The 23,752-nt window shown below is 61.5% G+C and carries 21 protein-coding genes, 6 tRNA genes and 2 pseudogenes; 15 read left to right on the top strand and 14 right to left on the bottom strand.

The window, feature by feature from the left end; translation table 11 throughout:
- Nucleotides 1-118 precede the first annotated feature (118 nt).
- The 4 genes from ACI2KG_RS21860 (at nucleotide 119) to ACI2KG_RS21845 (ending at nucleotide 4,691) form a co-directional block, all read left to right on the top strand.
- Nucleotides 119-589: a GNAT family N-acetyltransferase gene (locus tag ACI2KG_RS21860; RefSeq protein ID WP_404663259.1), complete on the top strand. Its 471-nt coding sequence runs from the start codon at nucleotides 119-121 to the stop codon at nucleotides 587-589.
- A gap of 83 nt (nucleotides 590-672) precedes the next feature.
- On the top strand, nucleotides 673-1,179 hold the full coding sequence (locus ACI2KG_RS21855; RefSeq protein WP_404663258.1) for a sigma-70 family RNA polymerase sigma factor: 507 nt from the start codon (nucleotides 673-675) through the stop codon (nucleotides 1,177-1,179).
- Nucleotides 1,176-2,141 carry a FecR domain-containing protein gene (locus ACI2KG_RS21850; protein ID WP_404663257.1) on the top strand — a complete coding sequence of 322 codons (966 nt, stop codon included), beginning with the start codon at nucleotides 1,176-1,178 and terminating at the stop codon, nucleotides 2,139-2,141. Before ACI2KG_RS21855 ends, ACI2KG_RS21850 begins: the two co-directional genes overlap by 4 nt.
- Before the next feature lie 195 nt (nucleotides 2,142-2,336).
- On the top strand, nucleotides 2,337-4,691 hold the full coding sequence (locus ACI2KG_RS21845; RefSeq protein ID WP_404663279.1) for a TonB-dependent siderophore receptor: 2,355 nt from the start codon (nucleotides 2,337-2,339) through the stop codon (nucleotides 4,689-4,691).
- 652 nt (nucleotides 4,692-5,343) lie between these two features.
- On the opposite strand, the pseudogene ACI2KG_RS21840 reads toward ACI2KG_RS21845, so the two are convergent.
- The 5 genes and pseudogenes from ACI2KG_RS21840 to ACI2KG_RS21820 all read right to left on the bottom strand — a co-directional run bounded on the left by ACI2KG_RS21840 (nucleotide 5,344) and on the right by ACI2KG_RS21820 (nucleotide 7,763).
- Nucleotides 5,344-5,569 (bottom strand): annotated as a pseudogene (locus ACI2KG_RS21840) (hypothetical protein).
- A gap of 584 nt (nucleotides 5,570-6,153) precedes the next feature.
- Nucleotides 6,154-6,351, bottom strand: a pseudogene (locus ACI2KG_RS21835) (Fic family protein); the annotation flags it as partial.
- A 12-nt stretch (nucleotides 6,352-6,363) separates the two neighbouring features.
- Nucleotides 6,364-6,714: a hypothetical protein gene (locus ACI2KG_RS21830; RefSeq protein ID WP_404663256.1), complete on the bottom strand. Its 351-nt coding sequence runs from the start codon at nucleotides 6,712-6,714 to the stop codon at nucleotides 6,364-6,366.
- Nucleotides 6,715-7,205: 491 nt separating this feature from the next.
- Nucleotides 7,206-7,281, bottom strand: a tRNA-Thr gene (locus ACI2KG_RS21825).
- Between the two features lie 71 nt (nucleotides 7,282-7,352).
- The gene (locus ACI2KG_RS21820) at nucleotides 7,353-7,763 is read right to left on the bottom strand and encodes a pilin (protein ID WP_404663255.1); all 411 of its coding nucleotides are present in this window, start codon (nucleotides 7,761-7,763) and stop codon (nucleotides 7,353-7,355) included.
- A gap of 217 nt (nucleotides 7,764-7,980) precedes the next feature.
- On the opposite strand from ACI2KG_RS21820, the gene ACI2KG_RS21815 reads away from it, so the two are divergent.
- Genes ACI2KG_RS21815 through yacG form a run of 4 tightly spaced genes read left to right on the top strand, consistent with a single transcriptional unit; the run spans nucleotide 7,981 to nucleotide 10,878 of the window.
- Nucleotides 7,981-9,189: a type II secretion system F family protein gene (locus ACI2KG_RS21815; protein WP_404663254.1), complete on the top strand. Its 1,209-nt coding sequence runs from the start codon at nucleotides 7,981-7,983 to the stop codon at nucleotides 9,187-9,189.
- A 2-nt stretch (nucleotides 9,190-9,191) separates the two neighbouring features.
- The gene (locus ACI2KG_RS21810; RefSeq protein ID WP_404663253.1) at nucleotides 9,192-10,058 is read left to right on the top strand and encodes a prepilin peptidase; all 867 of its coding nucleotides are present in this window, start codon (nucleotides 9,192-9,194) and stop codon (nucleotides 10,056-10,058) included.
- Nucleotides 10,058-10,681 (top strand): dephospho-CoA kinase, encoded by a 624-nt coding sequence (gene coaE / locus ACI2KG_RS21805; RefSeq protein WP_404663252.1) that lies wholly within the window; start codon nucleotides 10,058-10,060, stop codon nucleotides 10,679-10,681. The genes ACI2KG_RS21810 and coaE overlap by 1 nt, the downstream gene beginning before the upstream one ends.
- On the top strand, nucleotides 10,678-10,878 hold the full coding sequence (gene yacG, locus ACI2KG_RS21800) for a DNA gyrase inhibitor YacG (protein ID WP_201205810.1): 201 nt from the start codon (nucleotides 10,678-10,680) through the stop codon (nucleotides 10,876-10,878). The genes coaE and yacG overlap by 4 nt, the downstream gene beginning before the upstream one ends.
- Before the next feature lie 248 nt (nucleotides 10,879-11,126).
- Here yacG and ACI2KG_RS21795 read toward each other — a convergent pair whose 3' ends face one another.
- Nucleotides 11,127-11,834, bottom strand: coding sequence for an energy-coupling factor ABC transporter permease (locus ACI2KG_RS21795; protein ID WP_404663251.1), 708 nt, complete (start codon nucleotides 11,832-11,834; stop codon nucleotides 11,127-11,129).
- Between the two features lie 131 nt (nucleotides 11,835-11,965).
- On the opposite strand from ACI2KG_RS21795, the gene ACI2KG_RS21790 reads away from it, so the two are divergent.
- The 3 genes from ACI2KG_RS21790 to ACI2KG_RS21780 all read left to right on the top strand — a co-directional run bounded on the left by ACI2KG_RS21790 (nucleotide 11,966) and on the right by ACI2KG_RS21780 (nucleotide 14,281).
- On the top strand, nucleotides 11,966-12,595 hold the full coding sequence (locus ACI2KG_RS21790; protein WP_201207926.1) for a DUF1780 domain-containing protein: 630 nt from the start codon (nucleotides 11,966-11,968) through the stop codon (nucleotides 12,593-12,595).
- A 132-nt stretch (nucleotides 12,596-12,727) separates the two neighbouring features.
- Nucleotides 12,728-12,901: a DUF3094 family protein gene (locus ACI2KG_RS21785; RefSeq protein WP_033744188.1), complete on the top strand. Its 174-nt coding sequence runs from the start codon at nucleotides 12,728-12,730 to the stop codon at nucleotides 12,899-12,901.
- An 84-nt stretch (nucleotides 12,902-12,985) separates the two neighbouring features.
- On the top strand, nucleotides 12,986-14,281 hold the full coding sequence (locus tag ACI2KG_RS21780) for an NAD(P)/FAD-dependent oxidoreductase (RefSeq protein WP_404663250.1): 1,296 nt from the start codon (nucleotides 12,986-12,988) through the stop codon (nucleotides 14,279-14,281).
- A 267-nt stretch (nucleotides 14,282-14,548) separates the two neighbouring features.
- On the opposite strand, the gene ACI2KG_RS21775 is transcribed toward ACI2KG_RS21780, so the two are convergent.
- The 8 genes from ACI2KG_RS21775 to rluD all read right to left on the bottom strand — a co-directional run bounded on the left by ACI2KG_RS21775 (nucleotide 14,549) and on the right by rluD (nucleotide 19,919).
- A tRNA-Lys gene (locus tag ACI2KG_RS21775) sits at nucleotides 14,549-14,624 on the bottom strand.
- A 5-nt stretch (nucleotides 14,625-14,629) separates the two neighbouring features.
- Nucleotides 14,630-14,706: transfer RNA gene (locus ACI2KG_RS21770), tRNA-Pro, on the bottom strand.
- Nucleotides 14,707-14,753: 47 nt separating this feature from the next.
- Nucleotides 14,754-14,829: transfer RNA gene (locus tag ACI2KG_RS21765), tRNA-Lys, on the bottom strand.
- 6 nt (nucleotides 14,830-14,835) lie between these two features.
- Nucleotides 14,836-14,912, bottom strand: a tRNA-Pro gene (locus ACI2KG_RS21760).
- Nucleotides 14,913-14,915: 3 nt separating this feature from the next.
- Nucleotides 14,916-14,991, bottom strand: a tRNA-Asn gene (locus ACI2KG_RS21755).
- A gap of 432 nt (nucleotides 14,992-15,423) precedes the next feature.
- Nucleotides 15,424-17,988, bottom strand: coding sequence for an ATP-dependent chaperone ClpB (clpB, locus tag ACI2KG_RS21750; protein WP_404663249.1), 2,565 nt, complete (start codon nucleotides 17,986-17,988; stop codon nucleotides 15,424-15,426).
- Nucleotides 17,989-18,219: 231 nt separating this feature from the next.
- The gene (pgeF, locus tag ACI2KG_RS21745) at nucleotides 18,220-18,960 is read right to left on the bottom strand and encodes a peptidoglycan editing factor PgeF (protein WP_404663248.1); all 741 of its coding nucleotides are present in this window, start codon (nucleotides 18,958-18,960) and stop codon (nucleotides 18,220-18,222) included.
- Nucleotides 18,957-19,919 (bottom strand): 23S rRNA pseudouridine(1911/1915/1917) synthase RluD, encoded by a 963-nt coding sequence (gene rluD, locus ACI2KG_RS21740; protein ID WP_400619344.1) that lies wholly within the window; start codon nucleotides 19,917-19,919, stop codon nucleotides 18,957-18,959. Before rluD ends, pgeF begins: the two co-directional genes overlap by 4 nt.
- Nucleotides 19,920-20,066: 147 nt before the next feature.
- Between rluD and ACI2KG_RS21735 the strand changes: the two genes are divergently transcribed.
- The 4 genes from ACI2KG_RS21735 to ACI2KG_RS21720 all read left to right on the top strand — a co-directional run bounded on the left by ACI2KG_RS21735 (nucleotide 20,067) and on the right by ACI2KG_RS21720 (nucleotide 23,712).
- Complete coding sequence (locus ACI2KG_RS21735; RefSeq protein WP_201206528.1) at nucleotides 20,067-21,086, top strand: outer membrane protein assembly factor BamD; 1,020 nt, start codon at nucleotides 20,067-20,069, stop codon at nucleotides 21,084-21,086.
- A 94-nt stretch (nucleotides 21,087-21,180) separates the two neighbouring features.
- On the top strand, nucleotides 21,181-21,411 hold the full coding sequence (locus tag ACI2KG_RS21730) for a PP0621 family protein (protein WP_404663247.1): 231 nt from the start codon (nucleotides 21,181-21,183) through the stop codon (nucleotides 21,409-21,411).
- 243 nt (nucleotides 21,412-21,654) lie between these two features.
- Nucleotides 21,655-22,419: a FadR/GntR family transcriptional regulator gene (locus tag ACI2KG_RS21725; RefSeq protein WP_404663246.1), complete on the top strand. Its 765-nt coding sequence runs from the start codon at nucleotides 21,655-21,657 to the stop codon at nucleotides 22,417-22,419.
- A 90-nt stretch (nucleotides 22,420-22,509) separates the two neighbouring features.
- Nucleotides 22,510-23,712 carry an ABC transporter substrate-binding protein gene (locus ACI2KG_RS21720; protein ID WP_110747695.1) on the top strand — a complete coding sequence of 401 codons (1,203 nt, stop codon included), beginning with the start codon at nucleotides 22,510-22,512 and terminating at the stop codon, nucleotides 23,710-23,712.
- Nucleotides 23,713-23,752 lie beyond the last annotated feature (40 nt).

Genomic DNA, 23,752 nt, shown 5'->3' with positions numbered 1-23,752 from the left:
CCGGCGGGCCATAGGACGCTGCGCGCGCAAACAGAACGCATCCATCCCTAAGCCCCGCCCCCATGGTCGGGGCTTTTTCATGCTCCGATCATGCCCATCCATGACAAGGAGAGTGAACATGTTGCAGATCCGTCCAGCCAAGTACAGCGACGCCGAGGCCGCTTTCGAGATCCGGCTTCAGGCAATTCGGCACCAGTGCATAACCGTCTACACGCCGGAACAGGTTCAAGCCTGGACACAGGTGCCGCTGACCGAGGGATACAGGGCCAGCGTGGCCCGGCAATATCACATTGGATGGTGGGACGATGTACCGGTTGCCACTGGGCTGATCGATTTCCAGTCCGGGGAGCTGGGGGCGCTGTTTGTGCTGCCTGCATTCATGGGCGCGGGGATTGGCAAGGCGATGATTCACTACCTGGAGCGGCTGGCGCTTGAGGCGGGGCTGACCGAGATTCACCTGGACGCCACCCCAAATGCCACCCCGTTCTACCATCGGTGTGGTTATCAGGGGGAGGCAGAGGGTATCTATACCTCGCCTTCGGGGCTCGAGCTGGCATGCACGCCTATGCACAAACGACTGATCGACTAGAAACGGCGCTGTTCCAAAAATCCCCCGCTCACTCTACAATTGAAACTCATTCCTATCTGCAGCTTATTCTTGGGAAGAGGAAAGTGCCCCCTGACGCCCCGTTGCAACCCCTCGACAGCCTTTATCGCGACCACCACGGCTGGTTGCAAGGCTGGCTGCGTCTGCGCCTTGGGGATCGCGAGCGGGCGGCGGATCTTGCACAAGACACTTTCCTGCGGCTGCTGGTAACACGCCGCCTGCCCGAGCAGAGCGATGGCCGCCGGTTCCTGGCACAGATCGCCCGCAACCTGGTGATCGACCAATGGCGCCGTCAGCGTATCAAGCAAGCTTACCTGGACAGCCTGGCCGCCCTGCCCGAGCCGGAAAGCCCGTCACTGGAAACCCGTGCCATCGTCATCGAAACCCTGATGCAGATCGATGCCATGCTCGACAGCATGCCGGCCAAGGTGCGTGAGGCTTTCCTGCTGTCGCAGTTCGAAGGGCTGACCTACCCACAGATCGCTGAGCGCCTGGGGGTCAGCGTCAGCTCCGTGCAGAAGTACATGCTGCGTGCGATCACCGCCTGCTACCAGGTGCTGTACGCCGAATGACAAGCGCCAGCGAAGCCCCGATCGCCGCCAACATCGTCGAGCAGGCCAGCCATTGGCTGATGCTGCAATGGGGCGGAGAACTGAACAAGGAACAACTGCGGCGCTTCACCGAATGGCGCGCGGCAGACCCTGAGCATGACCGCGCATGGCTGCGCCTGGAGCAGCTGCAAAGCACCCTGAGCGGTGTGCCGGTGGATACCGCCCTTAGCGTGCTGCGAGAGCAACCCGATGCCCGCCGCCGGCAAGCGCTGAAACTGCTTGGTACACTTCTGTTGGCTGGCGGCAGCGGCTATCTCGCCCAGTCGCAATTGCCTTGGCGCGAGGCGATGGCAGACCTGCGCAGCGGCACCGGCGAACGCCTGCAACGCACGCTGGCCGATGGCAGCCGGCTGAGCCTGAACAGTGGCAGTGCGGTTGATATCCTGTTCAGCGCCAGCGAGCGGCGCATTCGCCTGCTGACGGGGGAGCTGCTGCTGGACAGCGGCCGGGACCGAGCACAACGCCCGTTGATCGTTGACACCGCAGCCGGCGAAATTCAGGCGCTGGGCACGCGCTTTTCCGTCTATCAACATGACGAAGAATGCCAGGTCGAGCTGTTCGAAGGCGAACTGGAACTGCGCCCGCGACATGCCGGCGCCATACGCCTGCAAGCCGGGCAAAGTTGCCGGTTCTCCGCTATCCGGCTCGGTGACATCGTGCCAGCCAACCCCAACGCCATTGCCTGGCACGATGGCCGCTTGATCGCCGAGCGTACGCCGCTGGGGCAGTTCATCGCAGAACTCGCCCGCCATCGCCCAGGCATGTTGCGCTGTGACCCCGCCGTGGCCGCCCTGCCGCTGACGGGCGTGTTCCCGCTGGCAGACACAGACCGCGTGCTCTTGGCACTCGAGCAGTCACTGCCCGTGAAGGTGCACAGGCTGACACGCTTCTGGACCACCATCAGCCCGGCATCACAGACGTAGCAATCGGGATTAGAAAAAAACCTGCAATCCATTGTCGGTTTTGCCGACTCGTCCGGGATAACTCTTGAATCCAACCAAGAAGCATTCTCAAGAGGACCGTTCAGAGTGCCGAACTTAGTCACATCCACCCGCCTACGACTGTCCCGACATATTCTGTTCACCGGCTTGCTCAGCAGCGGTGCGGCGCTGCTTGCCATGCCCGCCGCGCAGGTCTACGCAAGCGAACAGACACGCCACTACGCCATCCCCGCCGGAGGCGTGGATCAGGCGCTGAACCACTTTGCGAGCCAGTCCGGCATTTTGCTGTCCGCAGATGCTCAACTCACAACCGGCAAGCGCAGCCCGGGGCTCAATGGCACCTATTCGGTGAAAGATGGCCTGGCCCAACTGCTGGCCGGCACTGGCCTTCGAGCGCTCAAGAGCGCCGACAGCTACATAGTAGAGGCAGTTGTGGACAGCAAAGGTGCGCTGGAGCTGGGGGCGACTACCGTGACGGGCGCAGTACTGGGTAGCACTACCGAAGGCACCGGCTCGTACACCACCCGCTCAGCCCAGACGGCTACCAAGCTGCCGTTGTCCCTACGCGAAACGCCGCAATCGGTGACGGTCATCACCCGCCAACGCATCGAAGACCAGAATCTCGCCAACCTCAACGAGGTGGTACAGAACACCCCTGGGCTCACCCTGCGCCGCACCGGGCCCGAACGCTCGTCGTACTACGCCCGTGGCTTTTCCCTCGATAACATCATGTACGACGGCCTGCCCACCAGCCTGGATAGCTCACAAGTGTCACAGGACCTGTTGTCGGCCGACATGGCCATGTATGACCGGGTTGAAGTCGTGCGTGGCGCCACTGGCTTGATGCAGGGCGCAGGCAACCCTGCTGCCGCCATCAACCTGATTCGCAAGCGGCCGACGCGAGCGTTCCAGGCCAGCATCGAAGGCAGCATGGGCAGTTGGGACCGTTACCGCACCGAGGTTGACCTCAGCGGCTCACTCAACCAAAACGGTACCCTTCGCGGCCGGATGGTGACGGCATACCAGACCGGCAACAGCTACCGGGATACGCTGGATAACGAGCGCAGCCTGTTCTACGGCATCCTGGAGGCCGACCTCGACGACAGCACCACCTTGACCCTGAGTGCATCGCGCCAGCAAGACAACAACAACGGCAACGGCTGGACCGGCCTGCCGGTGGGCTTCAACGGCAGCGACCTGCACCTGTCCCGCTCCACCTCACTGAGCAGTGACTGGGAGTACTGGGACAAAATCAGCACGTCTGCCTATGCCGCACTTGAACACATCCTCGACAACGGCTGGAAGCTCAACCTTTCGGCTACCAAGACCTGGGCCGACCTGGACATGCTGGGCACCTATCTGGTCGGTAGCACAGCCACTCAGACCTATAACCAGTTCGTCGGTGCCGGGCACTATCGGGAAACCCAGAACAGCTTCGATGCCTATGCCAGCGGCCCGTTCCGCTTGATGGATCGCGAGCATGAACTGGTCGTGGGCGCCAGCCACCGACGCGTCGTGTTCAACGGTGACGTGCCCTACAACATCCTGCTGAACAGCAACATCGACCTCTACAACTGGGACGCGGGCGCCACGCCGAAACCGAAGAGCCAAGACAAGTACGGCTGGCAAAACACCAACGCCAAGCTCAACAGTTTCTATGCCACCACGCGCCTGAACCTGGCCGACCCGCTGAAGCTGATTTTAGGCAGCCGACTGGACTGGTATGACAACACCACCACCTCACCCTACAAAAACACCGCGCCAAGCGAGTTGAAGGTCACGCGGCATGTCACCAAGTACGCCGCCCTGATCTACGACATTGATGAACATCACAGCATCTATGTGAGCTACACCGATATCTTCAAACCGCAGAACTACCGGGATGCCGCCGACAACATCATTGCCCCGATCACCGGAAAGAACTACGAGCTGGGTATCAAGGGCGAGTACTTCGAGGGCGCGTTGAACGCTTCGGCTGCCATTTTCCAGATCGATCAGGAAGACCGCGCCAAGTCGTTTACCGACGGCTGCCCTACGGCGCCGACCACCCCCTGCTACGAGGCGGCAGGAAAAGTGCGCAGCAAGGGCATCGAGCTGGAGGTGCAAGGTCAACTGACGCCTGATTGGCAACTGGCGGCCGGATATACCTTCGCCGAAGCCAAGTATGTCAAGGATGCCAAAAAGGAAAACGAGGGCCGCCTGTTCGACACCGACATTCCCCGCCATCTGTTCAAGATGAGCACAACCTATACGCTGCCTGGGCGATTCAACCAGTGGCGGGTGGGCGCCTCCCTGTATCACCAGAATCGCATCTACAACAAGAACACCACCTACATGATTGAGCAGGATGGCTACACCTTGGTCGACGCCATGTTGGGCTTCAAGCCGACCGAGCACATCGATGCTCGCGTTAACCTGAACAATGCTTTTAACAAGAAGTACTACAACGCGCTCAGCAACTCGGTCACGGTACCGAGTAACGTTTATGGTGAGCCACGCAACCTGATGCTGTCGGTGAAGTACTCGTTCTGAGGCATCAAGCGACTCCGTGCTAGATGGCACGGGCTTCGCCCGTGTTCGCGGGCATGCCCTAATGCCAGTCAGTTAGGCGACAAGGGCTGACGGGTGTTTGCCTTGGGATTTTGGTTGCCTGTTAGATCGAGCGCCGCCCGCGCGGCGCTCGATCTCACAGGCGATGCTAAAAGCCCGCCGAACACCTTGCGCGGCCAAGCAAGCTAAGGTGGCAGCAGTACGCGGGTTGGCCGACCGGGACGAAAGGAACCCGGCACACCCCAAGGTGACCCGCGCACCACCGCCATAACGCGACATCGCGGGCACAAAAAAAGCGCCTGCGATAAAGATTGGGCGCTGATGCACCTTTCGATTCCGACCGGCCAAGGTCGCATCACCAATGCTTCGGCGACGGAGGGACTTTATTCCTGGGTAGCTATTTTCGCAAATTTCTCAGAATACGAAAGGACTGCGCACTTCGTAGGAAAACGACCTGGCACAGGTAACGCACACACGTCAGGACCGACGCGGTCAGTGTGGGAGCTGGCTTGCCTGCGATGGGCTGCGAAGCAGCCCCCTACCCCGAACCCGAAGGAATAACCCGCTAGCGGCCCTCAACAGGAACGGGCCAGCCGCAACTCCAATATCTGGCCCTTTCCATCAACGATCTCGCCTACCACTCCAACTCGTGACCGTTCCGCTCCATGACTTTCCCGCACTGCTCACTGGCTAACCGGCTAATAATCCGAATCGCCTGATGAATTCCGGCCGTATTGCGAAAGCTCAATCGGGTTGTGTTCGCATTCCAGCATTTCATCGTGCTGGACCAAGGCCTCGCCTAGCAGTTCGAGGGTCCAGGCGTAGCTTTGGATGGTGGATAGGCGTTCTTGGTCAGACATGGCGCACCTCCGTTCGGACAGAGGAATTGCGGGCCTGGCTGATGGTGAAGTCAGTGGGAACCATCGAGAAACGACGGAGGGGAACGAATGCGCGGATCCTGCTCGGACTTGAGATAAGCATGCATGAGGCTCCAAGTTTTGGCTGGAGCTACCACGATCCTTCCTACGGGATTGGGTGGCAGCCGTGTGTGGGGTAGGAATACCGGGAAACTTGGAAACCCGGCCAGGCCGAAGCCTGCCCACACACAGCCGCCATGACACAGCACGGCTGGCACAAAAAAAAGCGCCAGCTGTGGTGCAGGGGCGCCTAGTGCGTGCGCCAAGTTTACCAACGGGTTCCTACGCCCGGTCACGGAATTTTCCGCGACTGGGAAATTTAGCCTCACATTTGTAGACAGTGCAAGTTCAAACTTTGTAGGAAAAAGACACGCATAATGTAGGAAAAACGTGGGAAAGCACGACTATGTCGTTTCGCTGCCACAAATGCCGAGGTGGAACATTCGAGCATATTGGTGGCATTCGAGACTGAGTGGCGTGCTGTCAGTAGCTCACGAAGTAAAACGTCCGGACCTGAGCCTTCCTTTTCACGGCCTGTCGAGTGGTTCTGGAATGAACCCCTGCTCTCTCAACGCCTTGATGACCCCACGCACAAGGTAGTTGTTGGAGAAGCCAAAGGTGTATTGCCTGGTGCCTGGGCTGACCGGCAACAGCATCCCTTGCTCCGCCAGGTTTTGGGTCTGATAAGTCAGTTGGTTGGCCGTGAGCGCGGGCAGCGCCTGAGCGGTGTTAAGCTTTCACCTTTCGGGCTTTACTGCTTGGCTCCGAGCTGCTTTGTCCGCCTCGTAGGCTTGGCTCCGAGCTGCCTTCTCCGCGTCGTAGGCGAGTTTCTTTTGGGCGTAACGATAAGATGACAAGCCAAGATAGGATAAGCCCCCTACGACAACCAGCACAGACACCACCAACCAGCCAGTGGATGCCATCGCGTTGAAGTACCCCGCAAGGATCGGCGCCGGCCAAATTTTGATGACCGCAAAGCTCAACCAGGGCACGAACACCGTGTAAAGAATCGGCCCCCAGAAAATGATGTTCAAAATGTAGATAAACGGTTCAAACGCGTCCGATGGTGTACTTCTCTCTTTAGCCATGTGTGCTCCTGCTTGTTGATTCGGGCGCATATCCCATGCGTTTCAACAGATTATTCACCGAGCCATCGCTTATAGGCTTGCGCGGTTCGTTTCGGCCCGCGATAGCGCCCGGTGATCTAGTGAGCGTGCTTCGCCTCTTCCATCGCCTGCCGCGAAAGCGGTACCAAGTACGGTGGAATCTCCCGCTTTTCGTCCTAACCCGTCGCTGCAACTGCTTCACGATCCCGGGCGGAATCGTCCACACCCCCTCCACGAAGTCGAACTGGTCAAAAGTCGCGCTGCGCGGCTCGATCGTAAGCACGCCGGTCAACAGTAGCAGCTTCACCGCGCTGCGGGCGTACTCAGCGCACTTGAAGTCGCGCAGCGCCACCAGTAACTCTTTCAGCTCATGCCCGCGAAAGAAAGCGCAAAGCTACGGGCAAAATAAAACCGCCAAGCTGGCGGTTTTATTGGGGTTTCCGGAAGATGACAGGTCATCGCGGAACGTATTATGGTGCCGGAGACAGGAATCGAACCTGCGACCTTCGCGTTACGAGTGCGCTGCTCTACCGACTGAGCTACACCGGCGTGTAGCGCAACGTACCATTGCTCGCACCCGTTACGCAAACCCCTGTTTCCACTACTTTATTGCCCTACCCTCAAGCCCCCTTGCAGCCCTTTGGCGCCAGGTCTTCCTCGATGTCGGTGGTGCACGCCCACCCAGTGGCAGAACGGGTCAAAGACAGTGCCTTGCCCAGCACATTGGCCGGCGCATCCACCAGCGTGCAAGTAATGCTGCCGCTGCCATCCGCCGCCTTGCCGCTGGCCGTGATCGCACAGTTCGCCGTTGTCGGCTGGCCACCCAACTCAGCCGCACCAGCCACATCCTTGCCATCATTCAACCTCAGATCCATGGCCGTCTTCAGCGCGCTGATCTCCAGCAACCCGGCCGCAGCCTTCGCGCGCGCCTGGTGGTTGGTGTACATCGGTAAGGCGATGGTGGTCAGAATGCCGATGATCGCGATGACGATCATCAGTTCGATCAGGGTGATACCGCGTTGCCCTTTCATGAACGTATTTCCCTTGTGTGTTCGCTTACGCATTGAGGTCGGTCGCGCCCCAAGCGGCAGCGGCGCAGTAGGCCTGAACAGACACCTTTTGTCACCCCTGCCCGCTTGGGCGTCATCTTCGCTGAACTACTCTAGTGAGCATCATGGACGCGCGCCCTTTCATGGACGCGGCAAGCTGTTTCCAGGCTTGTCGCAGGGGCAGAACAAGGACCTTTGCATGAGTACATCCACACCGCTTTACAGCTGGCACGGCACCGACGCCAACGGCGCGCCGGTCAGCGGCCAAACGCCTGGGCGCAGCCCGGCCTATGTGCGTGCCGGGCTGATTCGCCAGGGCATTACCGTGGCCAGCTTGCGGCCGGCCGGCGGGCTGGCGTTCAGTTTGCCCACGCGGCGGGAGAAGGCCGACCCCGCGGGGTTCAGCCGGCAGTTGGCGACCTTGCTCAAGGCCGGGGTGCCGCTGTTGCAGGCGTTCGAGGTGATGGGGCGCAGTGGCTGTGATGCGGCGCTGGCAGCGTTGCTGGATAGATTGAAACAGGATGTAGCTTCAGGGCTGGGGCTGGCGGATGCGTTGCAGCGGTACCCGGCGTGGTTCGATGCGCTGTATTGCAACCTGGTGCGGGTGGGTGAGCAGTCCGGCACGCTCGACCGGCAGCTGGAGCAGCTGGCGGGCATGCTGGAACAGCGGCGGGCGCTGTACAAGAAGGTGCGCAAGGCGATGGTCTACCCGCTGCTGCTGTTGCTGACCGGGCTGGGGGTGTCGGCGATCTTGTTGCTGGAGGTGATTCCGAAGTTCGAGGGCATGTTTTCTGGTATGGGCGCAGAGCTGCCGGCCTTTACGCAGTGGGTGATCGACTTGTCCACAGGGTTGAGTCGGTTTGCACCGCTGTTGCTGGTAATGGGTGTGGTGCTAGGTTTTGCCGTGCGCCAGCTGTACCGGCAGCATGCGCCAGCGCGCCTGTGGATATCTCAACGGCTGCTGGGCTTGCCGGTGTTCGGCCAGTTGCTGGGGCAGGCGGCGCTGGCGCGGTTTGCGCGTAGCCTGGCGACGTCTTATGGCGCCGGGGTGCCGTTGCTGGATGCGTTGGGTACGGTGGCGCGGGTAACGGGGGGCGATTTGCATGAGCAGGCGGTGTTGCGGCTGCGTCAGGGGATGGCCAATGGGCAGGGGCTGAACCAGGTGATGGCGGCTGAACCGCTGTTTCCGCCGTTGCTGGTGCAGCTGACGGCCATTGGTGAATCCAGTGGCACGCTGGACCAAATGCTGGAGAAAGCCGCCAGCCATTACGAGGAACAGGTCAGCCAGGCGCTAGACCAGTTGACCAGCCTGCTGGAGCCGGCCATCGTGCTGGTCCTGGGCCTGCTGGTCGGTGGCCTGGTGGTGGCGATGTACCTGCCGATCTTCCAGTTGGGTAGTTTGATCTGAACATGACTTTATGGACTTTCCTGGCTGAGCAGCCGGCGTACTTCTTCACCCTGGCCACGCTGCTTGGCTTGCTGGTGGGCAGTTTTCTCAATGTGCTGGTGTATCGCTTGCCGATCATGCTGGAGCGGCAGTGGCAGCGTGAGGCGCAGGAGGTACTGGGGCTGCCGACTACGCTGCACGAGCGGTTCGACCTGTGCCTGCCCGCCTCGCGCTGCCCGCATTGCGCGCACCAGATACGCGCGTGGGAGAACATCCCGGTCATCAGCTACCTGGCGTTGCGTGGGCGCTGTTCAGCCTGCAAAACCCGCATCAGCCCGCGCTACCCGGTGGTGGAAGTGGCCAGCGCACTGCTGTCGCTGCTGGTGGCCTGGCGGTTTGGCGCTTCGGCCGAGGCGTTGCTGGCCTTGCCGCTGACCTGGTGTCTTCTGGCGCTGAGCCTTATCGATGCCGATCACCAGCTGTTGCCGGATGTGCTGGTGCTGCCGATGCTGTGGCTGGGGCTGATCGTCAATGCCTTTGGCCTCTATGTGCCGCTTAGCGACGCGCTGTGGGGCGCGGTGGCCGGATACCTCAGCCTGTGGTCGGTGTACTGGGTGTTCAAGCTGGTCACGGGCAAGGAAGGCATGGGCTATGGCGATTTCAAGCTGATGGCGCTGATCGGTGCCTGGGGTGGCTGGCAGGTGTTGCCGCTGACGCTGCTGTTGTCGTCGGTGGTCGGGGCGCTGGTGGGCCTGTGCCTGCTGCGTTTGCGCCGGCATGCCCTGGGCACGGCCATGCCGTTTGGCCCTTATCTGGCGATTGCGGGGTGGATTGCCGTGCTCTGGGGTGATGAAATATACGCCTCATACATGCAACTGCTTGGATACTGATGACCATTGCGGCCTTTACCCCTTGGATTCTCGGCCTGACCGGCGGCATTGGTAGCGGCAAGAGCGCCGCTGCCGAGCGCTTCGTCGAGCTTGGCGTGCACCTGGTCGATGCCGACCAGGCAGCGCGCTGGGTTGTCGAACCTGGTCGCCCGGCCCTGGCCAGCATCGTCGAGCGCTTTGGCGCGGGTGTGCTGCAGGCGGACGGCCAGCTTGATCGGGCGGCACTGCGCCGGCTGATCTTCGCCGACCCGGCGCAGCGCAAATGGCTGGAGCAGCTGTTGCACCCGCTGATCGGGCAGGAAATTTTCAGCTACCTGGCCAAGGCCGAGTCGCCGTATGCCGTATATGTGTCGCCACTGCTGATCGAGTCGGGGCAATACCATAAGACCCAGCGTGTGCTGGTGATCGATGTGCCGCAGGAACTGCAGATAGCGCGTACCCTGGCGCGGGACAACACCAGTGCCGAGCAGGTGCAGGCGATTCTGCAGGCCCAGCTGGGCCGTGAGGAACGCCTGCGCCATGCCCATGATGTGGTGGTCAATGACGGCGATCTGGCCGCGCTGCATGAGCAGATTGACCGCCTGCACCACTTTTACCTGACTTTGAAAGGAGGCCAGCCATGAGCCAGCCATTGACCGTCGATTGCCCGACCTGCGGCGCACCTGTGGAATGGAACGAAAAAAGCGCGTTCCGGCCGTTTTGTTCGGATCGGTGCAAGCTGATCGACCTGGGTGCCTGGGCGGCTGAAGACCACAAGATACCGGGGTCGGAAGAGTCCGAGGATGAGCTGTATTCGGGGGATCTGGAGCCGCGGCATTGAGCTGATGATATAGGTGGCGGTGCCGGCCTCCTCGCGGGCTCGCCCGCTCCCACAATGTCCTGCACAAGATTCAAGGCTGGCGCTGTACCTGTAGGAGCGGCCTTGCGTCGCGATGGGCCGCAAAGCGGCCCCGGTTTTTGGCGTAAATGCAGAGGTCGCCGGGGCTGCTGCGCAGCCCTTTCGCGACGCAAGGCCGCTCCTACAGGGTCCCTTGCATCGTTCAAGGTCGGTGCAAGACCTGTGGCAGGTTACCGCTCATCCTCCTTCCAGGGCGCCTGCAAATACCGCGTACGGTTGAAGGTTTCCAGCCACTCCGGGCAAAACACCACCAGCGCGCTGATTACCATGCCGTTGATGAACGCCTCGGGGAACATCATCAGCCACAGGTAACCCACAAAGTCGCTAAGCCACTCCGGCATGGCAAACCGCCCATCCAGCCACAACACACCCAGCGCCGCAGGCACGCAAACAAGCACGGTCAGCGCGGCAGGAAAGAACCCCGAGCAGAAGATATACACGAACAGGTTCTGCGGCTGTGCACGCTCGACCGCTATCGCGCACACCTCGGTAATCAACACCGGCAGGCCCACCAGCAACAAGCCATTCACCCCCAGCGCCGCCAGGTCCTGGCGCCCCAGCGCCAGCAAACCAAGCTGGGCCATGAACCCACCCAATACCGCCAGCGGCCAGTCCAGCAGCAGGGTTACCGCCGTCATGCCAATAAAGTGGTACGAAACCCCGGTATCGAAATCGCGCCTCACCAGCCACAACGCAAACAGGCAAAACACCGTGCCAAACAGCAAATGCTGGCGGCGCCGATCAGTGAACAGTTCAACCCAGCGAACCCGGCTGACCGCCCAGACCAGCAACGGCACGTAACCCAGCCAGCCAAGGGTAAGGGTGGTGCCGGACAACACCTGCGCGCTGATCACCTGAACAATGCCCCTTGCAGCCATGTGGATAAACCCGAGTCTACACCCATTCTCCGCTTCATCAGGCTGCTGCGCGGGGGTCTGTTGAAGGTTGGGCTGATTCCCACGCACAAACAGCATCTTACCGTCATCGATTACCGGCTAAGCTTGTCTGCATGGATGACTCAGACTACCTGCGCCTGCTTACCATCCAGGCGGAACAAGCCAATGCCTTCCTCTCCAACGCCCGCAAGTGGGAGCGGGAGCGGTGGGTGTGCCAGCGCCTGTTGCAGGGGCTGAACATTCCCTACCGCAGCGAGGACTTCACCCCGGCCGGGCAGGAACCGCCTGATGTGCTGTTCCGCGACGCAGCGTTCGAGGTGTTCTTCGTGCTCGACGAGGGCCGCCGGCTCAATGACGAATGGCGCGAAGAGCTGCAGCGCCGGCGCAGTGCGTTTTCCCTGGCGCAACTGGTGCGCCGCGAAGCGCGCCCGCGGCGCATCAGTGCCACCGAACTGCTCGGGCGCCTGGCGCCGACCTTGCGCAAGAAAGCGCACAACTACCGCGAGCGCGGCCTGGAGCTGAACGAGCTGGACATCATCGCCTTCTCCAGCCTCAAGCGCGAAGTGCTCGACCTCAATACCCACTTCCCGCCGCCCACCGAATACCTGCGCCAGGGCTGGCGCTCGCTGTCGCTGGTGGGGCCGACCTTTGCCCGGGTGCTGTTCGCCCACCCCGATGCGCCGGACTTCCTGCGCAGCAACCTGGGCCGCAGCATCGTGTTCGACGTGGGCATCAGTCTTTGATCCAGTGCAGCGAATGTTTGCGATGGCGTACACTCGGCGCCAGGGATAGAAAGCCTTATCATTTGTTTCAAGCGCTTGCGCGAACGCTGTAGCCTTCGTGCAATCACAAACGTCTACCTGACGAGGCCCACCATGACTAGCCGCCTGAACCCGGAAGATCAGCGTCGTGTCGATGAGTATCTGCGCGCCCCCCAGCACCAAGTCGAGCGTCGGCCTTTCCGGCCCTGGCTGCTCCTTGTGCTGGTGGTGGCCGTGACCATCGGGTTGGGTCTCGTCAGCCGCCTGCTGAGTGGACTGGTGCTATGAGCTGCTTCGCGCTCGCCCTCCCCTCGTGCAGTTTGCGGCAGCCCCATCGGGGCACGAATTCCGTAAACCTTATGAGATATTCCCATGACTCATCGCATCGTGATTGTCGGCGGCGGCGCCGGCGGCCTGGAACTGGCGACCCGCCTGGGTAAAAGCCTGGGCAAGCGCAAGCAGGCCGAAATCACCCTGGTCGACGCCAACCTCACGCACATCTGGAAGCCGCTGCTGCACGAAGTGGCCGCCGGCTCGCTGAACTCCTCGGAAGACGAACTGAACTACGTGGCCCAGGCCAAGTGGAACCACTTCAACTTCCAGCTGGGGCGCATGAGCGGCCTGGACCGTGAAGGCAAGCAGATCCAGCTGGCCGCCACCCTCGACGAAGAGGGCCGCGAGCTGCTGCCTGCGCGCACCTTGGCTTATGACACCCTGGTGATCGCCGTGGGCTCCAACACCAACGACTTCGGCACCCTGGGCGCGGCGCAGCACTGCCTGTTCCTGGACACCCGCAAGCAGGCCGAGCGCTTCCACCAGCAACTGCTCAACCACTACCTGCGTGCCCACGCCGGCGATGTGGCCAGCGAGCAGATCAGCGTGGCCATTGTGGGTGCCGGTGCCACCGGTGTAGAGCTGGCAGCCGAGCTGCACCACGCGGCCCACGAGCTGGCGGCCTATGGCCTGGACCGCATCCAGCCCAAGGACATGCACATCACCATCATCGAGGCAGGCCCGCGGGTACTGCCGGCGCTGCCGGAGCGCATCAGCGTGCCGGTGCACAAGACCCTGGAAAAACTCGGCGTGAAGGTGCTGACCAACGCGGCCGTCAGTGAAGTGACCGAAGATGGCCTGAAAACCAAGGACGGTGAAGTGATCCAGGCCAGCCTGAAGGTGTGGGCGGCCGGTATCCGTGCGCCAGGCTTCCTGAAAGACATCGATGGGCTGGAAACCAACCGCATCAACCAGCTGGTGGTGCGCCCTACACTGCAGACTACCCGCGATGACAACATTTTCGCCTTTGGTGACTGCGCCGCGTGCCCGCAACCGGGCAGCGACCGCAACGTGCCGCCACGTGCGCAGGCTGCGCACCAGCAGGCTTCGATGCTGGCGCAGAGCTTGAAGGCGCGGCTGGAGAACAAGGCGCTGCCGACCTACGCGTACAAGGATTACGGCTCGCTGGTGTCGCTGTCGCGCTTCTCGGCGGTGGGCAACCTGATGGGTAACCTGATGGGCAGCGTGAAGCTGGAAGGCTGGCTGGCGCGGATGTTCTATGTGTCGCTGTACCGTATGCACCAGATGGCGCTTTATGGGTTCTTCCGCACGGCGTTGATGATGCTGGGCAGCAAGATTGGCCGGGGTACTGAGCCGCGCCTGAAGTTGCACTGACAGGCATACACTAGAGGTTGCCTGTACTGGCCTCATCGCCGGCAAGCCAGCTCCCACAGGGACTGCACGAGGCTTAAGGCCTTTGCATATCCTTGTAGGAGCGGGTTTACCCGCGAATGCGATGGTGGCTGCACTACCGCATTCGCGGGTGAACCCGCTCCTACAAAGGGAAGGTGTGGCAAAGAGAGACAAGAAGCACCTGCACTGAGGGGTGCATTTTCCCGAGGCAAAGAAAAAGGGCATCTCATGCGAGATGCCCTTTGTTCATGGTGGGTCGTGTAGGATTCGAACCTACGACCAATTGGTTAAAAGCCAACTGCTCTACCAACTGAGCTAACGACCCAAAAATGGTCGGGGTGAGGGGATTCGAACTCCTGACATCCTGCTCCCAAAGCAGGCGCGCTACCGGACTGCGCTACACCCCGTGGTGCTTCAAAAAAAAGGGCATCTCTTTGAGATGCCCTTCTTTACATGGTGGGTCGTGTAGGATTCGAACCTACGACCAATTGGTTAAAAGCCAACTGCTCTACCAACTGAGCTAACGACCCGGAAAATGGTCGGGGTGAGGGGATTCGAACTCCTGACATCCTGCTCCCAAAGCAGGCGCGCTACCGGACTGCGCTACACCCCGAGATGGCTCCGCGACCTGGACTCGAACCAGGGACCCAATGATTAACAGTCATTTGCTCTACCGACTGAGCTATCGCGGAACTGAACTTCGGTACTACTTTCCGATTTACTACTCCGAAGACTGTGTTCGCTTCGGACTCTTCAGCTTCTCTGCTTTCGCTTTGTCGCTGCTGAGGCCGGCTATTCTACATTCTTCGTTTTGCTTGTCAACCACTTTTTTTCATTCAACTTACTGATTTGTAAGTTGTTTTGCGGTCACCGTTGTTGCTGGTGATTCGCTTAGTGCCTGACAACGCGGCGTATATTAGGGGGACTCGTTTTTTGATGCAAGCAAAAATTTCAAAAATTTCAGCGGGTTATCAAGATGGCCTGCAAAGGCCCGAAATTGCTGGGCTGTGCCGGCCTCTTCGCGGCGGTTCGGCGCCCCGATGAACCCGCTCCCACAGGTAGGGCACTGGCATCGAGATGTGCAAAAAAAGCCCCGCAATCGCGGGGCTCATGGTGCAACACAATCAGCCAAAGATGATTTCGTCGCCTTCCACCTTGGCGGTGATCGCCGAACCTGGCACAAACTTGCCGGCCAGGATCAGTTGCGCCAGCGGGTTTTCGATCCAGCGCTGGATCGCCCGCTTCAGCGGCCGTGCGCCGTACACCGGGTCGTAACCCACGGCAATCAGCTTGTCCAACGCCTCCGGGCTCAGGCTCAGCGACAGTTCGCGCTCCAGCAAGCGGCTGCGCAGGCGGCCCAGCTGGATTTCGGTAATGCCGGCAATCTGCTCGCGGCCCAGTGGCTCGAACACCACCACTTCGTCGATACGGTTGATGAACTCCGGACGGAAGTGCGCACCCACGGCATCCATCACCGCCGCACGCTGTGCCTCGCGGTCACCCACCAGTTCCTGGATCTGGGCCGAGCCCAGGTTGGAGGTCATCACGATCACCGTGTTGCGGAAGTCCACGGTGCGCCCGTGGCTATCCGTCAGGCGGCCGTCTTCCAGCACCTGCAGCAGCACGTTGAACACATCCGGGTGGGCTTTCTCCACCTCGTCCAGCAGCACCACCGAGTAAGGCTTGCGCCGTACGGCCTCGGTCAGGTAACCGCCCTCTTCATAACCTACGTAGCCTGGTGGTGCACCGATCAGGCGAGCCACGGAGTGTTTCTCCATGAACTCGGACATGTCGATGCGCACCATTGCCTCTTCGGTGTCGAACAGGAACTCGGCCAGCGCCTTGCACAGCTCGGTCTTGCCCACACCGGTCGGGCCAAGGAACAGGAACGAACCACTTGGCCGGTTCGGGTCGGACAGCCCGGCACGCGAACGGCGTACGGCGTTGGCTACGGCAGTGACTGCCTCGCCCTGGCCGATCACCCGCTGGTGCAGCAGCTCTTCCATCTTCAGCAGTTTTTCGCGCTCACCTTCCAGCATCTTGGCCACCGGAATACCGGTCCACTTCGACACCACTTCGGCAATTTCTTCCTCGGTCACCTTGTTGCGCAGCAACTGGTTCTCGGTCTTGCCGTGCTGGTCGACCATCTGCAGGCTGCGCTCCAGGTCCGGGATTACCCCGTACTGCAGCTCGGCCATGCGGCTGAGGTCGCCTTTGCGACGGGCGGTTTCCAGCTCCTGGCGGGCCTGCTCGATCTTTTGCTGGATCTGCGCCGAGCCCTGCACTTCGGCCTTCTCCGACGCCCAGATTTCTTCCAGGTCGGAATACTCACGCTCCAGCCGCTCAATTTCCTCGGTCAGCTTCTCCAGGCGTTTTTTCGCCGCTTCGTCTTCTTCCTTCTTCAGCGCCTGCGATTCCACTTTCAGCTGGATCAGGCGGCGATCAAGGCGGTCGAGCACTTCCGGCTTGGAGTCGATCTCCATACGAATGCGGCTGGCCGCTTCGTCGATCAGGTCGATGGCCTTGTCCGGCAGCTGGCGGTCGGTGATGTAGCGGTGGCTGAGCTTGGCCGCAGCAATGATGGCACCGTCAGTGATGGCCACCTTGTGGTGCACTTCATAGCGCTCTTTCAGGCCACGCAGGATGGCGATGGTGTCTTCCTCGCTCGGCTCCTCCACCAGCACCTTCTGGAAGCGGCGCTCCAGCGCGGCGTCCTTCTCGATGAACTGGCGGTACTCGTTCAGCGTGGTAGCACCCACACAGTGCAACTCACCACGGGCCAGGGCCGGCTTGAGCATGTTGCCGGCGTCCATGGCGCCTTCGCCTTTACCGGCGCCGACCATGGTGTGCAGTTCGTCGATGAACAGGATGATCTGGCCTTCCTGCTTGGACAACTCGTTCAGCAGGCTTTTCAGCCGCTCTTCGAACTCGCCACGGTACTTGGCACCGGCAATCAGCGCGCCCATGTCCAGCGCCAGCAGGCGCTTGCCTTTCAGGCCATCGGGCACTTCGCCGTTGATGATGCGCTGGGCCAGGCCTTCGGCGATGGCGGTTTTACCCACGCCAGGCTCACCGATCAGCACCGGGTTGTTCTTGGTACGGCGTTGCAGCACCTGCACGGTGCGGCGAATCTCGTCGTCACGGCCGATCACCGGGTCCAGCTTGCCCTCTTCGGCACGCTTGGTCAGGTCGACGGTGTACTTGTCCAGGGCCTGGCGCGACTCCTCGGCGTTGGGGTCATTCACTGCCGCGCCACCGCGCAGGTTGTTGATGGCGTTTTCCAGGGCCTTTTTGGTCACGCCCTGGCTCAACAGCAACTTGCCGAGCTTGCTGTTCTCGTCCATGGCGGCCAGCACTACCAGTTCGCTGGAAATGAACTGGTCGCCCTTCTGCTGGGCCAGGCGGTCGGCCTGGTTGAGCAGGCGTGCAAGGTCCTGCGACATGTTCACGTCACCGGTGGGGTTCTGGATTTTCGGCAACTGATCGAGTTCTTTCACCAGCGCCTGGCGCAGGCTGTTGATGTCGAAGCCTACCTGCATCAGCAGCGGCTTGATCGAACCGCCCTGCTGTTCAAGCAGTGCCTGCATCAGGTGCACGGGCTCGATGGCTGGGTGGTCCATGCCAACGGCCAGGGACTGGGCATCGGATATTGCTAATTGCAGCTTGCTGGTCAAACGGTCTATTCGCATGGTGTACCTTCCTTTAAAGGGCAGGTCGGAGCGATGGACAGCGCCTGTTTATGAAGAAACCTGCCTGAGATGACCTTATAGATAAGGCTGATTCTGGAAGATTCAAGCGTAGCGGGGCTGACCGGGGTCAACCTGTTGGATTAGTGCTGGGGCATTCACGGGTGAACCCGCTCCTACAGGTTTCGCGTTCCCTTGTAGGAGCGGGTTCACCCGCGAAAGGGCCAGTGCAGGCTAACGCGACTCCAGCCACACCAGCGAAGCAAACCGCCCACCCTGCGGCGTACGCCGATAGGAGAAGAACCGCTCATCGCTGACCGTACAGAAACCACCGCCATAAACGGCCGTCACCCCACGCGCCGCCAGGCGGATACGCGCAAGCTCGTAGATGTCAGCCATCAGCTTGCCCGGCCGCTCGCCGTCGACAAAGGCCCGCGCCGCTTCAGGATGTACAGCAGTAAAGGCATCCCGCACTTCCAGCCCGACTTCGAATGCCTTGGGGCCAATCGCCGGCCCCAGCCACACCAGCACCTCTTCCGGCGCCAGCGCCAGTTGGTCCAATGTAGCTTCCAGCACGCCGCCGGCCAGCCCGCGCCAGCCCGCATGCGCCGCAGCCACACGAGTACCCGCGCGGTCGCAGAACAGCGCAGGCAGGCAATCGGCAGTCATCACGGTACAGGCAATACCCGGCTGGGCAGTCCAGCTGGCGTCGGCCTCGGCCACCACGGCCGGGTCGGCCTCCGCCACCACCAGCCCGTGTACCTGCTTGAGCCAGGCAGGCTGAATGGCGAATTCGTCGCTCAGGCGGCGACGGTTCTCGGCGACCGCCGCAGGGTCATCCCCTACATGGTCACCCAGATTGAAGGTTTCGTAGGGCGGCAAGCTGACGCCGCCCTGACGGGTGGTGACACAGGCGCGTACCGAGGCCGGGGCCGGCCAGTCGGGGAGCAGCAGCGACTGTGTCAGGCCACTCATCCGATAAAGCTCTCGCGGTCCTGGTTGAGCAGCGACAGCAACCAGACGAAGTCATCAGGCAGTGGCGATTCCCACTTCATGATTTCACCGGTAATCGGGTGAGCCAAGGCCAGGAAACGCGCATGCAGGGCCTGACGCGGGAAGGTTTTCACCGCCTCGACCATGGTAGGGCTGGCAGCCGGCGGAATGCGGAAGCGCCCGCCGTACGTCTGGTCGCCGACCAGCGGGAAACCAACGTGGGCCATGTGCACGCGAATCTGGTGGGTCCGGCCGGTTTCCAGCTTGACCCGCACGTGGGTGTGCGAACGGAAGCGCTTGAGCACACGGTAGTGGCTGACCGCCGGCTTGCCGCCGTCGGTTACCGCCATGCGCTGGCGCATGCCGCCGTGGCGGCCGATCGGGGCGTCGATCTTGCCGCCCGCGGTGACCACGCCGATCACGATGCACTCATAAATCCGGCTGACCTTGCGCGCCTGCATCTGCTCGACCAGCTTGGTCTGCGCCTGCAGGGTCTTGGCCACCACCATCAGGCCGGTGGTGTCCTTGTCCAGGCGGTGCACGATACCGGCGCGCGGTACGTTGACGATGTCTGGCACGTGGTGCAGCAGCGCATTCAGCAAGGTGCCACTGGCATGCCCGGCGGCCGGGTGCACAACCAGCCCGGCAGGCTTGTTGATCACCAGAATGTGATCGTCTTCGTAGACGATATCCAGCTCGATATCTTCGGCAATCCACTCACCCTGGGCCTCTTGTTCGGCCTCCAGGATAAGCTGCGAGCCACCATGGACAGGGTCACGAGGGCGCACGACGGCACCATCGACCGTCAGGCGGCCCTCTTTGATCCACGAAGTAAGCCGCGAACGCGAATACTCGGCGAACAATTGGGCGGCGACCTGGTCGAGGCGTTGGCCGCCCAGTTCGGACGGTACCTCTGCGCTAAGTTGAATGATCTCGGACATGCTCGATTCGGCGGGCGCACAGCCTTTGGTTTCGGCTGCGAGCTTGTGGTTAAATACGGCTTCTTTTGTCCCGGGCTTGGCCGGGGCGCTCATCATAACAGGACGGCACCGCCCAAAACAGCGGCCGTCAAAGGGACGCAAGCCGCCATGCAAGTGAAACACCTGCTGCTGATCGCCATCCTTGGGCTCACCGCGGCCTGTTCCTCCAATAAGGAAGTCATTGACGAGAACCTCAGCGAGGCCGAACTGTATCAGCAGGCTCAGGCTGACCTGGACAATTCCAGCTATACCAGCGCCGTGAACAAGCTCAAGGCCCTGGAGTCACGCTACCCGTTCGGCCGCTATGCCGACCAGGCGCAGCTCGAGCTGATCTACGCCAACTACAAGAACTCCGAGCCTGAGGCTGCCAAGTCGGCTGCCGAGCGCTTCATCCGTCTGCACCCGCAGCACCCGAACGTTGACTACGCCTACTACCTCAAGGGCCTGACCTCGTTCGACCAGGACCGTGGCCTGCTGGCGCGCTTCCTGCCGCTGGACATGACCAAACGTGACCCGGGTGCCGCCCGCGACTCGTACAACGAGTTCGCCCAGCTGACCAGCCGCTTCCCCACCAGCCGCTACGCACCCGACGCCAAGCAGCGCATGATCTACCTGCGCAACCTGCTGGCCTCGTACGAAATCCACGTGGCCGACTACTACCTGAGCCGCCAGGCTTATGTGGCTGCTGCCAACCGTGGCCGCTACGTGGTAGAGAACTTCCAGGAAACCCCATCGGTCGGCGACGGCCTGGCGGTGATGGTCGAGTCGTACCAGAAGATGCACCTGGACGAACTGGCTGCCAGCAGCCTGGAAACCCTCAAACTCAACTACCCGGACCACCCAAGCCTGGCCGATGGCGAGTTCCAGCCCAAGCAGACCGAGTCCGATGGCCGCGGCTGGCTGTCCAAGGCCACCCTGGGCCTGATCGAGACCGACACCCCGCTGCCGCCGGGTGAAACCCGCGCCAACCAGGACGTGGTCAAGCAGTTCCAGGACGCGCGTGACGAAATGCCGCAAGAACTGCTGCCCAAAGACGAGAACGGCGACCCGATCGTGCCGGAAGGTCCGAAAGAAGCCGAGAAGGACCGCTCCTGGTTCAGCTATATGACCTTTGGCATGTTCGACTGATCCGCAGCGATCCATGAAAGGGAGGCCTTGGGCCTCCCTTTTTTATTGGCCGCGTCCTAGACTATCGGCTTCTTCAACCGACAAGCTGGACACCATGGTTCGCCTACTTTTCTGGATCGCCCTGATCGCCGCCGCGTTCTGGCTGTGGCGCAAGTTCAAAGCCAGCCAACAGTCGCACCCCGAGGCGAAGCTCGACGCACCGCTGCAAATGGTGCGCTGCGCCCATTGCGGCGTGCACCTGCCCAACGACCGCGCGCTTCAGCAGGGCAAAGAGCGGTATTGCAGCCAGGCCCACCTGCAGCAAGGCCCCGGCCGCCAGGGCTAAGTCCAACACCTCTTGAACCCCATCGCCGGCAAGCCAGCTCCCACAGGTACCCCGCAGGCCTTGAGCCTTCTGCAGTACCTGTGGGAGCTGGCTTGCCGGCGATGGGGCCAGCGAAACCAACATCACATATCCCTCCCCGACCCTTTTGCACCATTTACGACCCCTCCCCCGCTTCCAGCATTGACCCACCCAGGCAAAATTCGCTAAATCCTATTTATCCGCATAAATATGAAAAATAGCGAAATGCTCAAACCCAAACGCAAGCGCCAGAAGCTATCGGATGTGATCGTCGAATCGGTCAAGCGCTCGATCGTCACCGAGGCGCTGCACCCTGGCGACCGGCTGCCCACCGAACGCGAGCTCATGGAACACTTCGAATGCTCCAAGGGCACCGCCCGCGAAGCGCTCAAGGCACTAGAGGTCGAGGGCCTGGTCAGCACCCGCACCGGCCCGACCGGCGGCGCCTACCTCAATGAAGTCGGCACCGAGCCGGCCAGCCGTGCGCTGCGCAATTACCTGCACTTCCAGCACCTGGACGGCGAGCAGGTGTACCAGCTGCGTAAAGTCATCGAGGTCGAGCTGGCGGTGTCGGTCATGGGCAAGCTGAGCGACGCCGACTACGCCGCACTGCAAGCCAACATCGACTTCTGCAGCGCGCCGGAAGACAGCGAAGAAGGCCAGCGCGAGCAGCGCCTGGCCGAGCTGGAGTTCCATACCCTGCTGGCCGACCGCTGCCCCAACCCGTTGTTGCGCTTCATGGCGGTGTTCCTCAACGACCTGCTGCGCGACCTGGTGGTGCTGAAAAAGGCCTACCTGCCCAAGCGCCAGCAGTTCGCCGCGGCCAACATCGACTACCACAAACAGCTGCTGAGCGCGCTGCGCGCCAGCGACGAGCCCGCCGTACGCCGGCTGATGCACGAGCACATGTGCGACGCCGAACACCACATGACCGCGCTGGAAGGCGAGGTTGCCCGCAACTTCCTGCTGGAGTTCAACCACCACCACTGATGCGCCTGGAAAGAGGCCTGCACACAGGCCCGGCCGTACCCGCTTTGTCATTGCCACTCCTGCCTAATAACCACAACCAAGGAGTTACTCATGCAAAGACGTACCCTGCTCAAGGCAGGCCTTGCCCTGGGTGCCTTAGGTAGCCTCCCGCTGGGAGCGCACCGGGCATTCGCCGACCAACCGCTGACCTTCTATGGGCTCAAGTCCATGTCGGGCGCCTTCGCCAGCTACGGCAAGTACGCCGACATGGGCTCGCGCCTGGCCATCGCCGAGTACCCGCAGCTGCTTGGCCAGCCACTGAAGTACAAGGTCATCGACACCGAAGGCAACGCCGGCAAGGCGGTGCGCAAGGTGCAGGAAGCCATCGGCCAGGATGGCGCACGCTTCTTCCAGGGTTGCACCCTGTCGTCCTCGGCGCTGGCGGTGTCGAAGGAAATCCACAAGGCCGGCGGCGTGTTCATGACCCCGGTCGGCGCTGACGAGATCACCGGTAAAGACTGCAACGCTTCGACTTTCCGCTGGTCCGTGCCCACCTATGGCGCCATCCGCGAAACCCTGGTGCCGATGATCCGCCAGCTGCCGCAAGCCAAACGCTGGTACACCATCACCCCACAATACGTGTTCGGTGATGCCTTGCTGGATAATGCGCGCAAGGTGTTCGCCGAGCTGGGGGTGGAACACATCGGCAACAGTTACCACTCGTTGCAGGAGCAGGAGTTCTCGGGCTACCTGACCAACGCCATTGCCGCCAAACCCGACGTGCTGGTGCTGCTCAACTTCGGCAGCCAGGCCTCCAACGCCCTACGCCAGGCGGTCAACTTCGGCATCAAGGACCGTATGAAAGTGCTGATGGTGTGGTCAGCCGGCCTCGACCAGTTCCAGGAGCTGGGCAGCGATGTGCTCGAAGGCGTGTACCTGGGCGCGCAGTACTGGCACCAGGTCGATACCCCGCTGAACAAGCAACTGGTGGCTGCCACCCGCAAGGCTTATGGCATCAACCCCAACTACCCGCTGGCCGCCGACTACATCGGCACCAAGGTCATGCTCGAAGCCATCGTCAAGGCAGGCAGCCTGGACGGCGCCGCCGTGTCTGCGGCGTTGCAGGGCATGCGCTTCCAAGGCCCGACTGGTGAAGAGCTGATCCGCCCGGGCGACCACCAGGTGCTCAAGGACTACTACCTGCTGCGTGGCAAGCCCCAGGGGCAGATGCGCGACGAAGACGACCTGGCCGAAATCATCAGCTCGGGCCGCTCGTTCGTCGAGGTCGACCACACCGGTTGCGCCCTGGCCTGAAGCCGCGGCGTTAGTCACACACACTCGTACAGGCAGCCGC

The sequence above is a fragment of the Pseudomonas sp. NPDC089407 genome (assembly GCF_044900445.1).
In the GTDB taxonomy this organism is placed as follows: domain Bacteria; phylum Pseudomonadota; class Gammaproteobacteria; order Pseudomonadales; family Pseudomonadaceae; genus Aquipseudomonas.
The sequence above is the reverse complement of the archived record's forward strand: the minus strand, read 5'-3'. Positions and strand labels throughout refer to the sequence as shown.

Coding starts and splice junctions, on each gene's coding strand:
- ACI2KG_RS21780 (WP_404663250.1), top strand. CDS start 12,986: ATGACTCATCGCATCGTGATTGTCGGCGGCGGCGCCGGCGGCCTGGAA.
- clpB (WP_404663249.1), bottom strand. CDS start 17,988: ATGCGAATAGACCGTTTGACCAGCAAGCTGCAATTAGCAATATCCGAT.
- ACI2KG_RS21820 (WP_404663255.1), bottom strand. CDS start 7,763: ATGAAAGGGCAACGCGGTATCACCCTGATCGAACTGATGATCGTCATC.
- ACI2KG_RS21845 (WP_404663279.1), top strand. CDS start 2,337: ATGCCCGCCGCGCAGGTCTACGCAAGCGAACAGACACGCCACTACGCC.
- ACI2KG_RS21795 (WP_404663251.1), bottom strand. CDS start 11,834: ATGGCTGCAAGGGGCATTGTTCAGGTGATCAGCGCGCAGGTGTTGTCC.
- ACI2KG_RS21720 (WP_110747695.1), top strand. CDS start 22,510: ATGCAAAGACGTACCCTGCTCAAGGCAGGCCTTGCCCTGGGTGCCTTA.
- yacG (WP_201205810.1), top strand. CDS start 10,678: ATGAGCCAGCCATTGACCGTCGATTGCCCGACCTGCGGCGCACCTGTG.
- ACI2KG_RS21850 (WP_404663257.1), top strand. CDS start 1,176: ATGACAAGCGCCAGCGAAGCCCCGATCGCCGCCAACATCGTCGAGCAG.
- ACI2KG_RS21735 (WP_201206528.1), top strand. CDS start 20,067: ATGCAAGTGAAACACCTGCTGCTGATCGCCATCCTTGGGCTCACCGCG.
- ACI2KG_RS21790 (WP_201207926.1), top strand. CDS start 11,966: ATGGATGACTCAGACTACCTGCGCCTGCTTACCATCCAGGCGGAACAA.
- ACI2KG_RS21815 (WP_404663254.1), top strand. CDS start 7,981: ATGAGTACATCCACACCGCTTTACAGCTGGCACGGCACCGACGCCAAC.
- ACI2KG_RS21810 (WP_404663253.1), top strand. CDS start 9,192: ATGACTTTATGGACTTTCCTGGCTGAGCAGCCGGCGTACTTCTTCACC.
- ACI2KG_RS21730 (WP_404663247.1), top strand. CDS start 21,181: ATGGTTCGCCTACTTTTCTGGATCGCCCTGATCGCCGCCGCGTTCTGG.
- ACI2KG_RS21830 (WP_404663256.1), bottom strand. CDS start 6,714: ATGGCTAAAGAGAGAAGTACACCATCGGACGCGTTTGAACCGTTTATC.
- rluD (WP_400619344.1), bottom strand. CDS start 19,919: ATGTCCGAGATCATTCAACTTAGCGCAGAGGTACCGTCCGAACTGGGC.
- ACI2KG_RS21785 (WP_033744188.1), top strand. CDS start 12,728: ATGACTAGCCGCCTGAACCCGGAAGATCAGCGTCGTGTCGATGAGTAT.
- coaE (WP_404663252.1), top strand. CDS start 10,058: ATGACCATTGCGGCCTTTACCCCTTGGATTCTCGGCCTGACCGGCGGC.
- ACI2KG_RS21725 (WP_404663246.1), top strand. CDS start 21,655: ATGCTCAAACCCAAACGCAAGCGCCAGAAGCTATCGGATGTGATCGTC.
- ACI2KG_RS21860 (WP_404663259.1), top strand. CDS start 119: ATGTTGCAGATCCGTCCAGCCAAGTACAGCGACGCCGAGGCCGCTTTC.
- pgeF (WP_404663248.1), bottom strand. CDS start 18,960: ATGAGTGGCCTGACACAGTCGCTGCTGCTCCCCGACTGGCCGGCCCCG.